Genomic DNA, 14231 nt, shown 5'->3' with positions numbered 1-14231 from the left:
TCACCGCACTGGGGACAAACAGAAATGCCGTAAAAATAGAAACCGGAATCCCCATAGAAGCAACTCCCGATGATGAGTTTAAAACAGATTTGTGGTTACATGGCGGAGAAAGCTTTTCAGCAGCATTCTACGGAGGTAAACTCTATCTCATCGGTGGAAATATTCATCTGGAAAACATTGGCGAAGTACGCTATGGATATACCCCGCAATCTTTCTCTCTCCCGGCAAACGGCACTCTTGTTAACCGAGCGGATTTCCCAAGACTTTGGCAAATGGTCAGCAAATATTCCAAGATCGTTACAGACTCCCAGTGGCTTAATGGCAGTGGTTTAAACAGCGGGTATTTTTCTTCAGGAAATGGTACTTCTACTTTCAGGGTACCGGATTTACGAGGGCTTTTCATTCGTGGACTGGACGGGGGAAGAGGAATAGACCTGGATAGAAATTCAGCAAATATTCAGGATGGATCTTTCCAGGCAGATGCTTTAAAAAAGCACAAACACCTCATTACCGATGTTCATCCCTATGATGGATTTGCACTGCTGGGAGGAGGATTTAATGGTGGAGCAAATAACTTCAAATGGAGAAATACTGAAACCCAGGAAGCAGGAACCTATGAAACAAGACCCCAAAACATAGCCTTAACACCTTATATAAGATTTTAAGATGGATACAACGAATATAAAAAATAAGATCAACCTAAACATCAAAGACAATCAGGCCAGAGAAATTACGGCTGAAAAAGTCAGAGAGGTTTTACATTTCATGACAGATGATATTAACACCGCAAAAGCCGATAAAACGGAAGTAGAGCAAAGTATTGCCAATCAGGAGCAAAGATTGCAAACTCACATTAACAATCAGGCAAACCCACATAATACAAATAAATCTCAAATAGGATTAGGAAACGTTGATAATACTTCGGACACCAATAAACCGGTATCTACTGCAACTCAAGTGGCTTTAGGAAATAAAGTTGATAAAACAACAACATCAATCACCGCACCAGATGCTACTTTTAAATACGCCTACATCTTTGATGATAATAATAGCGTCAGAAGGATGTTAGCGGGTGATCTGGGGAAAAATGTTGCTAATTCTGCGTTGACATCCGTTGTGAATGCCGGATTAACGTTAGGTGCAAATTGGACAGTAAATACCTCCGGATTCTATTACTCAATTACCGGACTCTCTGATGTTTCAAATGACGCTACATTCAACACCTTGTTAACTCAAAATTCAGCCGGAAGAGTTGCAAAATCCAACGGTAAAGCTGCCTTTACCGCTTTACCTTCACTGCTTACAGAAGCTGAGAAAAACACCTGGAAAACCGCAATGAATGGAGGCTGGAGTACCGGAACAATGAGTGTTGCAATCATTTCTCCTCCAATAGTAGATAGTACAGATAAGCCTTACTGGATCAATCTCAAAGGAGTTAATCTAAATCTACCCCCTACTAGCTTTAAAGTTGAACTATGTACCGGAGACAGTGCTTCGGCAGCTACTGTAACAGTAGTCGCTGAGATTCCCGGATCTCAGGTACAGCTCTATACCAATGGAATTGATCTCACATTCTATTACAATTTCAAAAATCTTCCGGTAGGGCAATATAAAATCAGGTTGTGGAATGGTTTGGTGTGGTATTTAACCAGCTTTACAATAAGTGTGGTTACACAGGTTATGAGTGTTGATTTAAATAACATTACATGGTCACGAAAGATTTACAACAACACTACCTCGCCTGTTATCACAGAATCGGGCTCTACAGTCAGCTATAATTCTGATCCTAATGTAAAAGCCATGGCGGATGATTCTTCCTTTGTGGCAGCGAGAAAAACAAACGAACTGGTGGGCGCCGATGAAGATTTCTATATGACCGTTGAAATTACGGGAAGTACATCTACCGTTACCAATGCAAACGGATCAATGACACATCTTGTCGGTTTGGTTAATTCAGCGAGTACCGTTGACCTATTAAACCAAACTGTTGTTAATGTAAGGGCACAACAAAGATACTGGTATCCATTCACAATATTTTTTCCAGACAATTCCCCGAATTCATTATCTCATAATATTCCAAGCCCTTTTGGATTATCAGTAATATTCATGAGAAGAGGTGGAAGTTGGACTATTATTATTACTTATAATAATCAAACCTTATTATACACTAAAACTGGATATACCGGAGCTATTGCCTTTGGTATGTATAATCAGAATACGGTTGCAGCTACCGGAATTTCAGCAAACATTGTGGAACTATATAAATTTTAATCATGAACGAACATTTAAAAATACCAGCCCAAATACAGGCTTTAATTAATGATATTGAAAACGTTGAGTTATATCTATCAGAATTACCTCTTCCTGAACATCCAAAACTTCCACAATTTAATAGAAGTATTCGAGTGTTGGATATAGATGCCAAATCAAGGCAGGAATTTGTAAACTTTATTTATGAACAGGTTTTAAAGGATAAAGAAACAGGTGAAGAAATTAACATTTCGCTTCCAGCTCCAGAGTGGGTTGTCTATAAAGAAACATGGAGCTTTTTGCGTGATGAGCAGAATAATACTATTGAACTTCCCTTGATTGAACCTATTGATAAAATTACAAAGGACAACGTAAAAGTTTCAAGTTTCAAATACATGATATGGTTGATGAAAAACAACAAAATCAGTTTTCTGCAACTCATTCAAGGGTATTTGGCAGGTTTTGTAGAGACTAAAATTGAAGAATTAAATAAGCTATGATTTTATTTTTAATAGCATATATTCTTTTGTTGCCTTTAACAATTTTAAACTATATAGTAGTACTGTTTAAAAGTAAAGACCATGCAAAGGGATATTTCCGAACCTCAGCAATCAATATAGATAAGTTTGGTAACCGTGAGTTCAGAACCTTATGGAATTGTACATTAAAAACAGAATCAGGTTATCAATTCGGAAATCCTGAGGAAACAATTTCCTCAGCTCTAGGTAAAAATGAAAGAGACGGAACTCTTAGTAAAGCAGGAAAAGTTCTCACTTGGGTTCTCAACCTAATCGATAAAGATCATTGTAAAAAATCAATATTAGAAATATAAAATGGAAAAAATATTTATAATAATTTGGATATTATTCGGACTTAACATTGAGGTTTTTCTTATTGTTATGGCGGATTTATGGAGTGGTGTAAGAAAAGCCAAAAAAAACGGAGTTGCAAGGTCAAGTTATGGTTTTAAAAGAACTGTTGAAAAGTTTGGCAGATATTACAACGTCATGTTCGCATTGATGGTCATAGATTCTATGCATATGACCTGTATTTGGTATCTCAATGAATTTCATAATTATAATTTAATATTCTTTCCATTCATCACGCTATTAGGATCAATCGGGTTAAGTCTTATTGAATTAAAATCTATTTACGAAAAAGCTGAAGATAAGCAGCGTTTTCACGAAGCCGGAGCACTTATCACAACTATTGCAAAAAATAGAACTGATATAGAACAAATAGCACGAGAAGTACATGAATATTTAAATACAAAAAAAGATAAAGAAGAAAATGAACAAAGCAATACTACTGATAATTAGTTTATTAATAATCTCTTGTGGTTCTCGGCAGAAAAAAACTTCCAAAGAAAAACAAGAAACCTCATCGGAAGGGAATACCAGCTTTCAGCAATCAGCTTCTTTACAAAATAATACTGAAGCAGTTACCGATATTAGAAATTTTCTTTTGAATAAAGGGTTAAAAATTACGTCTAATGGTCTTCCATATCAATTTCAATATGGAGATCTTATTTTCTCCGGAACCGCGGATGTCGAACTTTCGGAAAAGAAGGAGGAAACTATTCTCCATCATCGATATATCAATCATATTAAATACCAAACGCAGACAATATATAAAACTGAAACCTTCTGTCATAGCGTATAAATTGTTCCACATTTCTTGATGCACTTCCATGTATAACGAAAGAAAAAGACCGGTTAAAACCGATCTTTTCTCATATAATCAAATATTCAAAAGTGGACTATTTAATAAAATCTAGTATTTCTTTAATTTCAGCAGTTCTTAATTCTATTTTTCCTTTATTATCTATTAAAATAAGAGTCGGGGTGCCTGATACTGCATAGTTTTTAAAATTTTCTCCTTGTATCCCTTTGTAATCACAGTAAACATCCTTCCATTTAAAATCTTTTGCTTTTTCTTTAAAGACTCCTTCATCTTTATCGGCTGAGATAGAGATCATATGAATACCTTTTGATTGTATCTGGCTATAATACATAGGCATTTGTTGTAAAAGGTTTTCACAAGGACCACAACCAGATGCATAAAAAAGAAGTAATGTTTTATCATAATTTTTCTGGGTGGGATAATCCTTTAAGCTAATTACTGTACTGGAATTGGTTGAATCTTTAACTATCAAGTCAGGAGCTATTTGCCCCACAGTTCCCTTTTGATAAAGAGCTAACGAACCTTCATAGCTTGTAATTTTTCCAGAACTAATCACTAAAGGAGCAATAGCATTAATATAGGTGTCTTTTCCTTGTTCATTTAGAAAATAAGCAGTCCTTCCCGCAAAATCAGCATACCTATTTTTATCTAAAATTAGCCTACTAATTTTAGCAAAATCCTCGACAAACTGGAAAGGATTATTTAATACTTGGGTATGGATACTTACCCATGAAGAAATAATATTAGTCCAATGTCCAGAGGTATAAAGAGCATTCCAATCCATTTGCTGGGTCATATATTGAGCTATATTTCTGGCTTTCTTTTCTTCTGTATCTTCGAGTTGGGTACCTAATCCTTGCGTAAGGTTAACAATCTGCAGAAACTTTTGGGCATAATCTGAATTCTTACTGAGTCTATCCTGAAATTTTTTATAAAAGCTTATTTGCTCTTTATATTTTTCTTCAAAAAGGGTATAGCTTTTATCTTCTTTTGAAAAAGCTTTCGTAGCCTGCAGCATAGATTCGTGGCGCATAAGAATTAATTGCTGTTTTTTATAGAGATCATTAAGCTCATTTATTTGATCATTCCCTTGATAGGTGATATTGATATCATTAGGCTGCTTTTCAAGGCAACTTACTGAGAAATCTTTCCCCGGAATAACCATATCTAGGCCCCCTCCTTCCTGAGAATTAGTGATAAGCCACCGGCTCATACCTGTATATGGAGCATATTCCTTCGGAATTGTAAGAGAAAACTTTCCATCTTCAGGTATCGTTCCTTGGACTACTGTTTTTTGTTTATCTCCCTGAAAAATAATAAAGTCATAGGATTTTCCGGCAAAATGCGGGAAATGCATATGAATATTTTGTGCTTGAAGGGTTAGAGACCAAGCGCTCAGGCATAGGGTAATGAAATATACTATTTTTTTCATAAACAATTTTTTAATTTAGGTTTGGATAGAGTACTATTTTTTTTAAATCATTGCTAAAAAAACCATATTGATCAAAGACATTAGGAGCCTTTTTAAATATTAGATTATATCGTAAACGATACGTCTTATAATGTGACATAAGCCCTAAATAAGAATTTAATACAGCTCTCATTTTTCGTAAATCTTCCGCAGAATAATGTTGATTCTCCTCTGTCTGTTTTTTATAAGCGTATATCATTTTTTTAAATTTGCCGGCTGTTCTTTTTCCTATATATATTCTGTGCGGCTTGATATAAACTCCCAAAAACTGAAAGCCTTTCGCATAATGTTGTAGATATATTTTTTTGGGATGAATCTCAAGACCTTCTTGTAAAAGAAACTTCTTACATTCAGATAAAATATACTTTAAATAATTTTTGTCTGAATGGAAAATATAAAAGTCATCTACATATCTTCCATAGTATTCTAAGCCTAAAGATTCCTTTATATAATGATCAAAGTCGTTTAGGTATACATTACTAAAAAGCTGTGATGTAAGGTTTCCTATAGGAAGCCCACAATGTGGTGAAGCCTTAAAAAGACTTTTTGATTCTGGCAACTCTTCCCAGTCTGATAGGCTCCCTTTTATAAAGCAATTATTTGTAGGATCGTTTTTTATGACGAGTTCTAAAAGGTTAAACATAGCGTCATAATCTAGAATTCCATCCAAATTATCATCAGATATTTTCCTTCTACTTTCTATATACTTTTGAGAGGTAATCGTTGTACGAAGCTTGCTTAACAAAATATTTTTGTTAATATTCATAAAATACCCCTGTATGTCTAACTTAAGAATGTAGGCATTTCTGGTAAAATTATGAGATACTTTCGACAGATATTCATAAGCTCTTTGAATTCCGAAAAGCGTCCCTCTCCCCTTCCGACAGCTATAACTATCTTCTATAAAAGCTGATTCTAAGATAGGGTTTATATACATAAATAATAAATGATGTACAATTCTGTCTCTGAAATCTGCAGCAAATATTTCTCTTTTTACAGGTTCCTCCACTATAAAAGCAATACTCTTTCCTACTTTGTAGGTGCCATTTTTTATTTCGGAATAAAGTGCTAAAAGCTTACTTTCATACTCTATTTCGAATAATAATTGATTGCGAGTGTGCCTCTTATTCTTTCTCGCTTCATAATAAGCCTGAAATATATTGTTCTTTAGTTCCATTATTGATTTTTATGAAAATAACATCTACCGCCAAGTGCTGAAATACAGCGCACACTGAATCCGTTTGTACGGTTGTTGTTGTTGTTGTTGATTCCTGCGTTACTGCTAGTGAAGTTCAGATTGTTCGCGTTCGTGTTGGTATTCTGGGTACTACTCCAATAGTTGCCGTTGTTACCACGATTGTTGAGCGTACCATTCGTGTTGTTGCGGTACCCCGCAGCAGGCAATGATTGTAGAATTTTTATTTTTGCCTATTAGTACATCTCTATTTTTTCACATTCAAGACGTTTTTACCCTTATAGGCATTCTACTGAACTTGGCTGACACTCTCCTGAATAAAATATTTTATATACAGAACTCTGGTCTATGTAGATGCTTTTATCTTTTTTTGTTGTGTATACCAAGCATTTATTTGTTTACTGGTATTTTCTATTTTTTCTGACACTGATATAAAATCTTTTAATGAAATCTGTTTCAAGTCTTTATACACCCTTATCAGAAGTCTTATTACTTCAATATTTGTTTTTGCTTTTTCTAGAAGGTCTATTTTATCTTCTTTTGTATTGGCCTTGTAAATATTAATGATAAGTTCAGTACTTTCATTTTTAATTTTCTCGCCTAATGTAAATTTATAATCACGCTCCATATTTTTAGAAATATGATATAATTGCAGAAGTAAGTCATAACTTACTTTATAAACGGGAAGTAGATCATATAAGGCCATTATTATGATTTTTTATATTTTTCTGTAATTCTTCTATAAACAAGAAAGCTTCAATAGCCGTTTTCGTTTCCAAAGGAAAATTCTTTATTGCTTCTTCAATACGGTTTATTTCTTTGTTGTTTTCTTTTTTTTCAGCCAAATTAAGACTTTTTTTCCACTGTTCAAATTCATCTTTATCTATTTGAAAAAAAGATAGAAGACGTTTATACTTTTCAGCGTTTTCTAAAATAGATGTTGTCTTTTTCCACTTCAGGTTCTCCAAAGCGGCATCAGGAAAGCCCAGACTTACTACATATTCCCCAATACATTTAATGTATTTTTTGCTTGGTCTATAATTTGTTATTTTCCATACCGCATAGGCGCTTTGCTCATAAGCCACCCAAAAAACACCCTGTTTGTACAACTGTATCGTACTATAATCTTCCTGGGCTATAATTTCTACTATTTTCATTTCAGTTTGTCTAATAAAATTTCGGCGGTATAAAATGCCGCCGAAATAGATAAATTATAAAATTAATAGAATTTATTCTGAAATACAGCGCACACTGAACCCGTATGAACGGTAGCTGCCGTTGCTGTCGATTCCTGCGCCACTGCTAGCGAAGTACAGATTGCCCGCGTACGCGTTGGTACTCTGGGTACTACTCCAATAGTGGCCGTAGTTACCACGACCGTAGAGCGTACCATTCGCGAAGTTGCGGTACCCCGCAGCAGGCAGAAATAAGGTATTTCCAAGTTTCATTCCACTACTGTAATTCGTAGAGCTAATAGTCCAAGTACCTGTACGAGTGATTATGTTATTACTAGAATTAATCACCTGATTCCACTGCGCAGACGTAGGCACCCTATATCCTGAAGGACAAGGATCCTGAGCTGTTTTACTCGTATCAGACCATGTTCCATTTGGAAGTGCAGAAGTATTCCATCCTGCAATTAATCCACTATTGCTTTGATCAGTGGCTTGAGAGATATATCTTCCCGCTTCATTAGTCTGAGCACCCCATTGGTATTTAGCGCCATGTATTGCTGCCGCAGGCTGGAATGGATCTGCATTTGTATCTGCACCTAGATTATGACACATAAAGGCCTTAAACACCCCAGGAGCAGTAAATGCACCGCAGGTAACGATATTTAAAATAATATTCCCAACAGCAGGATCGCCATTAATGCTAAATGGTAAGGTTGCTAATACCATTGTAGTTCCAGGAGAAAGTTTAAGAGCATTGAAGCTTCCATCACCATCAACCTCAATAGTTACTGGGAGAGTCCCTGAAGCACTAAGTATTCCAGCTGGATAAGAAATCCTAAATTTATTAGCATCTCCTCCCTGACCGGTTCCAGATTCATTTTGAATCCAAGGACCCTGATAAGCATCATAAGTTCCTTTTCCTGCTGTATAAGGTACGTTAATGGTGAACTTATTGGTTCCATTATCTACAACCCCTTGTACATCTCCTGTTCCTCCTAGATCTACAGAAGCTACATAGAGATTCTGAGGGAGTGTAAAGGTTGCTGATCCCTTACCTACTAATTGGGTATTAGTACAATTTAGGGATAATTTTGTCCATGTTCCAGTAAGGAAACCATCAGCCGCTGGTGTTCCCGTAATAGGATAAGTCACCACAACAGTTTGTCCAGTAACTAGCGTCACATTACTTCCTGCCACCGTACCCCCACTAAATGTTGGAGTTCCTACAGTAAGACCTGTAATCCCGCTTAATACTAAATCGCCTGCAGCAAAATTAATGGTCGCTGAAGAAAATGAATTATTGGTGATTGTCAATTTATAGTTTGCTCCTGATAAAGGAACTCCTCCTGTATAACTACCTGAAAATCCTGTACAATCTGAAACAACAACACTAGCTGATGTTGTAGATCCAACACAAGTCCAATTTGGAGTGGTTGGATTTCCTAAGTTTTGTGACAAACACCCCGTAGGAGCTACTATAGTTCCACTACAGTCTGTACAGTAAACTATAAGTCCGGATATAGGAGAGAGAATGGCATCTCTTTGTGCTTTAGTGACTCTTGGCGGAGCAAAACCTTGCGTAGTACTAGTCACGTCCAATATCGCAGAGGTATCAGGAATGGCAATTCCAACGCCTACATTTCCTCCTGTAAATCCAAGGGTATTACTAGCCAAATCTACTTGGCGATTTCCAGTAAGAGCTCCATCATTATTATAAATATTAGAAGTAATATTTGGAGGAGTTCCTATAATTAGCCAAGTAGATCCATCAAAATAGTAATAGCCGGCAGCGGTAATATTTTGAGTAGTTGGGCCAGGAGTTGTAACAGCAGAGGTAGCATAAACAATAGTACCTGCTTGGTTAGGTCCATACTGCGCATTAGCTGCCTGAATCTGATCTCCTGTAAGACGGGGAGCAATTAATCCCTCAGGAGTACTTCCGTCGGTGTTTTTAGCAGTCACATCTAAGGTTGCTTTAGGGGAAGTGTTGTTTATACCCACCTGCCCATAGGCTATTGAGACTGTTGTTATTGCAAATAATGTCAACAGCTGTTTTTTTATATTTAAATTTTTAATCATATTTTTTTTGTATTATTTTATTGAGCACAACCTAAATATTATATTTAATATAGTTGGTGCCTCTTTTAGAAATAAGATTGTAGCAATTAGCTACGCTATTAGACCAAACAATACAGGGGGAGGCCTGGATAAAAATGGAAGAAAAATTTCAAAATAATAAGAAATACTATATGATAATTTGTGTTTTACACACTCTGAGAAAATTAAACTACTACTCAATACTTTTTGTGAAGTATCCGTAAAAAGCATTTTGAAGTTATATGAGCTAAATGGGATTATCGAATATCCTGAGCCTGTATGAGACAGTAAAAAACGGGAAGGTTCTAATGGTGGGATACCCCAACCCCTATCATCTATTCTTTCAGAAGAAGTTGTTAAATCTTTGCTTGTTTCTCTTGAAACAGGTAATTGATTCTCTTTTTTTGGAGTCTTATAAGAAGTATGGGTGTTTAAATGAGTGGACTTTTCATTTCCTGAATAAACATACACGAAATTATCCGTATCTGAAGTAACATAAATCCTAGACTCCTGACCTATAAATATAGAATTGCTTGTATCACTAATCTGTGAATGAAAAAAGCTAAAGAGAAAAATAAAATATAATGAATATCCCCTCTTGTTTTTAAGAAGAAACTTAAAGGGAATTAATATAATATAATATAATATAATATAATATTTAAGGGATAACATTATATGTGATGTCATTTTTAAATAAATTCTTTCCTAAGATATATCCAGAATAGTAACAGTAAAAAATAGTTCAACTATACTCTGAATCTTAAATTGCTTCCAAATAATGTTTTCATTAAGATTTTAATGTTGCAAAGAAAGGTGATTTCATCACTTAACCGCGATATTAAATGACAAAACAACGTTAAAAAACACAAACAGCTTTTATTGTTGATTAAACATATTTGCGCATAGCTAAGTAGATGTGTTAATTTAGTAAATTAAAAGCCTTTTTAAATAAAATGTCATAACCCTACGCATTTTAAAATAAGAGCCTGTTTAAATTTTACTAGAAAATTTTGTTAAGAGGCTTTCAGAGGTTGGATATTTGAAAAAAAATAATGAAATACCCAACCGATTTAACTGAAAACCAGTGGCAATATATAAAGAAAACGATGAACCTAAAAGAGAGAAAGAGAAAACATCCTCTTCTTTTGATTTGGAACGCCTTAATGTATTTGATAAAAACAGATTGCCAGTGGCGTATGCTTCCTAAAGATTTCCCCAAATGGCAATTAGTTTATTACTATTATATCCGTTGGACAGAGTTGGGATATTTTGACTTAATCCTAGAAAAGCTACGAATGAAAGTTCGTATAAAAAAGGGTCAGCGAGCAGAAGCCTCCTTAGGAATAATGGATAGCCAAAGTGTACGCTGGGGCAATAATAGAGATCTTCATGGCGTAGATGGAAATAAGAAAATAAAAGGAATAAAACGCCATGTGCTGGTGGATAAGAATGGATTTTTAATCGCTGTGATGGTTTGTGTAGCCAATATTCATGATAGTAAGGCTGGATTGCTTTTGCTTAGATTACTCAGGGAAGAGCTGATGAATTTCATGTGTATTCTGGCTGATGCAGGCTATAGAGGAGATTTTCTAGATAAAGCTTATAGCCTTTATTCATACCTTGTAAAGGTGGTAAGTCGGGATAAAGACAAACAAGCTAAAAAAGAGTTTAAACCCGTAAGTAAACCTGGGTAATAGAAAGAACTTTTGCTTGATTTGATAATGACAGAAGACTTTGTAGGAACTATGAACTACTGCATGAGTCTTCCGAAAACAGGACCAAGTTATATGCTATAAAATTATTGTTGAACAAAATTTAAACAGGCTCTGAGCAAAGTAAAAACGTGAAGCTATTTGATGATACCGAAAAGCAAGGTGACCAATTCATTTCTTATGATCCACAAGATAATTGGATATGTATTACACATGATGATGAATCTATCTCATTAGGTGTTGAGAATTGGCTGAAATTAATTCAGCTTTCAAAAATGTATTAAATATTGAAAAATAGTTGCTCAAAAACTTGCAAAAAGGTAGATTATTCTATACCTTTGTAATGTTGGATTAATACAGAAAAACTTTCTATGAAATCAAGCGAATTACACCGAAAGGTTAAAAAGAATGGATGGATTCACAGAAGAACAGATGGAAGCCACTACATTTATGAAAAAGACGGTCGTACTTATCCAGTTCCTTATCACGGAGCTAAAGAAGTCGGTAAAGGTCTTGAAAAGAAAATCATCAAAGAAATGGGGCTTTAAATGGCCCTTATCTTTGAAAACGTTAGATTGTTATTCGGAGCATTAAGAAGTATTACAAAGTAGCATTATATGAAAACTATTAAAATCATCATCGAAAAATCAGCAGATATGTATTCTTCATACGCTGAAAACGTTGAGGGTATTTACGGCGGTGGAGATACTGTTGAAGAAGCAAAAAATTCAGCATTGGAAGCGATCAGAATTTTAAAAGAAAACAATTCTGAAAAAAATATACCGAAAATCTTATTAGGTGATTATGATATTGCATATCATTTTGATGTTGAAAGTTTATTTCAATATTATAAAGGTGTATTTTCAAATCCTGCCATTGAAAGATTAACAGGGATTAATCAAACCCTTGTTCACCAATATTCAAAAGGGTTGAAAAAACCCAGAGCAGCCCAAAGAAAGAAAATTGAAGAAGGTTTACACAAATTAGGTAAAGAATTATTAGCAATAGAACTTTAGTATTAATTCAACACTTTTACTCACCTATTGCAATTTGAGGCTGTCCCAAAAGATCAGCCTCTTTTATTTTTTGTCAATTTTACCTCCCTCTTGTAGAAATCCTGTTGTTTCAATATCAAGGATCAATATTTTTTCCATTAATTAATAACAAAGATATGAAATATGGTAAACATGCTTACATGAAGCTATTTTAGTCCGTTAAGAACGTTCACCAATCCCAAGTCTCACTTGTTTTAAAGCCTCATTTTCCCTCTTTTTCTTTCCTACAGTGTAAACATTTGTAATAGACTCTGTTCGATGACTGGCTGCTGTCTTTGCAAGATTAATATCCGGTATAGCGATATAATCCGGTGCTAATGGGTCAGGTTTAAATCCATCTAATATATCTAAGAACAAATGCTTCAGAGCATAGAAATCTTCCGTAACCTTTATAATATTTCCGTTTTCATCTTTTATATTATCCGACTGCTTTATTAGTCTATACCAACGTTTAGTAATTTGATATGGCTGTATTGGATCCTTTCCCGGAACCAAACCTTTGGAAAAAAGATAATCATTTTCAGATTTACACATAGATAAGATTTCCCGCCAATAAGGAATCGCATCAGGAAGAATAACTTTTATAGTTTCTGTATATTGTCTTCCCTTCCTAATAATGACTTTATATTCCTGTTGAATTAAATTAACGTCTTTTTTCTGCAATCTCATTAATTCTGATGTTCTAGCTCCTGAAAGAAAAAATATCTTAAAATATCGAAAGAAATCAGGGTAATTCTCTTTTATATAATCGTGGACTATTTGGTATTTTGAATCTGAAAGAGTTTCTCGGATTATTACAGTTGTTTTCTGCTTGGATATTTCTCTGCATGGGTTATGGTCAATACAACCATATTGAATGAGTTCTTTGAATAAGCTCATCATAACACTTCTATATTTATTATAAACAGAAGGTGTTAATTTAGCATTTTCAAAGGCATTTTTGACATGCCAAATTTTTACTTCAGATATTTTCAGCTCATCATATTTTAATCTTTCAAAAAAAGGTCTTAATCGAGCTATACATTGTTTGACTTGTTTTAAATGAATTGGTGATGCAGTAATTTTATTATATGCAATTTCCAAGGCTTTAATAAACAGAGTGTCCGGAGATAGTTCAATATATTGGGAATCCTCTATTACTGCAATAGATTTTTTTTGAATAGGATTATAACCTTCTTTTAAAGTTTTTAATTCATTTTCTAATAGAATTTTAGTGGCATTTCGCCTATCTTCAATATCCTTATATTCATTCATGCCCTTAACAATAGTAAGACGACCATAAGGGTATTTATCTTTGAATAAAGGGTCATGAAAATAATACTGAATTTTCCATGTTAATTTTAGAGATTTTTTTCCGGCTGTCTTCCAGTCTTTCGGAAACACCGAAGGAGTACTACAAGAGCATCCATTCGGAAGTAGAATTTTGCTGCGTTTCATTGCTTTGTTTATTAACGATTTTATTAACGTTTGTAAACTGCAATGCTAAAATGTATTTAAATAAAAAGCGGAAAACCCAATGTGGGAAAGGCTTTCCGCCTAGAGCCAACTACGGGACTTGAACCCGTGACCTCTTCCTTACCAAAGATAAGACTT

At 34.7% G+C, this 14231-nt stretch carries 16 protein-coding genes; 9 read left to right on the top strand and 7 right to left on the bottom strand.

Translation table 11 applies throughout. The annotated features are described in order from the left end of the window. The 6 genes from ACE3RB_RS18695 to ACE3RB_RS18670 all read left to right on the top strand — a co-directional run. Positions 1 to 665, top strand: a 665-nt coding sequence (locus tag ACE3RB_RS18695) for a phage tail protein (RefSeq protein ID WP_374465599.1), incomplete at its 5' end; no start/stop codon positions are given. 1 nt (position 666) lies between these two features. Next, entirely contained in the window at positions 667 to 2271 is a 1605-nt protein-coding gene (locus ACE3RB_RS18690; protein ID WP_374465598.1) for a hypothetical protein, read from the top strand. A gap of 2 nt (positions 2272 to 2273) precedes the next feature. After that, a complete protein-coding gene (locus tag ACE3RB_RS18685) occupies positions 2274 to 2750 on the top strand; it encodes a hypothetical protein (protein WP_374465597.1) in 477 nt (158 codons plus the stop codon). Then, positions 2747 to 3082 (top strand): hypothetical protein, encoded by a 336-nt coding sequence (locus ACE3RB_RS18680; RefSeq protein WP_374465596.1) that lies wholly within the window; start codon positions 2747 to 2749, stop codon positions 3080 to 3082. The genes ACE3RB_RS18685 and ACE3RB_RS18680 overlap by 4 nt, the downstream gene beginning before the upstream one ends. A gap of 1 nt (position 3083) precedes the next feature. Next, positions 3084 to 3569, top strand: coding sequence for a hypothetical protein (locus ACE3RB_RS18675; RefSeq protein ID WP_374465595.1), 486 nt, complete (start codon positions 3084 to 3086; stop codon positions 3567 to 3569). Beyond that, on the top strand, positions 3541 to 3912 hold the full coding sequence (locus ACE3RB_RS18670; RefSeq protein WP_374465594.1) for a hypothetical protein: 372 nt from the start codon (positions 3541 to 3543) through the stop codon (positions 3910 to 3912). The genes ACE3RB_RS18675 and ACE3RB_RS18670 overlap by 29 nt, the downstream gene beginning before the upstream one ends. 97 nt (positions 3913 to 4009) lie before the next feature. Here ACE3RB_RS18670 and ACE3RB_RS18665 read toward each other — a convergent pair whose 3' ends face one another. The 6 genes from ACE3RB_RS18665 to ACE3RB_RS18640 all read right to left on the bottom strand — a co-directional run bounded on the left by ACE3RB_RS18665 (position 4010) and on the right by ACE3RB_RS18640 (position 10558). Continuing rightward, a complete protein-coding gene (locus tag ACE3RB_RS18665) occupies positions 4010 to 5365 on the bottom strand; it encodes a TlpA family protein disulfide reductase (RefSeq protein WP_374465593.1) in 1356 nt (451 codons plus the stop codon). Between the two features lie 10 nt (positions 5366 to 5375). Beyond that, positions 5376 to 6581, bottom strand: a complete 1206-nt coding sequence (locus ACE3RB_RS18660; RefSeq protein ID WP_374465592.1) for a reverse transcriptase/maturase family protein — start codon at positions 6579 to 6581, stop codon at positions 5376 to 5378. 364 nt (positions 6582 to 6945) lie between these two features. Continuing rightward, a complete protein-coding gene (locus tag ACE3RB_RS18655; RefSeq protein WP_374465591.1) occupies positions 6946 to 7305 on the bottom strand; it encodes a four helix bundle protein in 360 nt (119 codons plus the stop codon). Next, on the bottom strand, positions 7292 to 7756 hold the full coding sequence (locus ACE3RB_RS18650; RefSeq protein ID WP_374465590.1) for a hypothetical protein: 465 nt from the start codon (positions 7754 to 7756) through the stop codon (positions 7292 to 7294). Before ACE3RB_RS18650 ends, ACE3RB_RS18655 begins: the two co-directional genes overlap by 14 nt. A 72-nt stretch (positions 7757 to 7828) precedes the next feature. After that, complete coding sequence (locus ACE3RB_RS18645) at positions 7829 to 9853, bottom strand: FISUMP domain-containing protein (protein ID WP_374465589.1); 2025 nt, start codon at positions 9851 to 9853, stop codon at positions 7829 to 7831. A gap of 90 nt (positions 9854 to 9943) precedes the next feature. Further along, positions 9944 to 10558, bottom strand: coding sequence for a hypothetical protein (locus ACE3RB_RS18640; protein ID WP_374465588.1), 615 nt, complete (start codon positions 10556 to 10558; stop codon positions 9944 to 9946). A gap of 365 nt (positions 10559 to 10923) precedes the next feature. Here ACE3RB_RS18640 and ACE3RB_RS18635 point away from each other — a divergent pair, with 365 nt between their 5' ends. The 3 genes from ACE3RB_RS18635 to ACE3RB_RS18625 all read left to right on the top strand — a co-directional run bounded on the left by ACE3RB_RS18635 (position 10924) and on the right by ACE3RB_RS18625 (position 12599). Further along, on the top strand, positions 10924 to 11565 hold the full coding sequence (locus ACE3RB_RS18635; RefSeq protein ID WP_374465587.1) for an IS5 family transposase: 642 nt from the start codon (positions 10924 to 10926) through the stop codon (positions 11563 to 11565). A 389-nt stretch (positions 11566 to 11954) separates the two neighbouring features. Next, positions 11955 to 12131, top strand: a complete 177-nt coding sequence (locus tag ACE3RB_RS18630; protein ID WP_374465586.1) for a type II toxin-antitoxin system HicA family toxin — start codon at positions 11955 to 11957, stop codon at positions 12129 to 12131. A 69-nt stretch (positions 12132 to 12200) separates the two neighbouring features. Next, complete coding sequence (locus ACE3RB_RS18625; RefSeq protein ID WP_374465585.1) at positions 12201 to 12599, top strand: type II toxin-antitoxin system HicB family antitoxin; 399 nt, start codon at positions 12201 to 12203, stop codon at positions 12597 to 12599. A 198-nt stretch (positions 12600 to 12797) separates the two neighbouring features. Here the strand turns inward: ACE3RB_RS18625 and ACE3RB_RS18620 are convergent, their stop codons facing one another. Beyond that, entirely contained in the window at positions 12798 to 14075 is a 1278-nt protein-coding gene (locus ACE3RB_RS18620) for a tyrosine-type recombinase/integrase (RefSeq protein ID WP_374465584.1), read from the bottom strand. Positions 14076 to 14231: the final 156 nt, after the last annotated feature.

The organism is Chryseobacterium sp. (assembly GCF_041914225.1).
Classification (GTDB): domain Bacteria; phylum Bacteroidota; class Bacteroidia; order Flavobacteriales; family Weeksellaceae; genus Chryseobacterium.
This window is presented reverse-complemented; position numbering and strand designations above follow the sequence as displayed.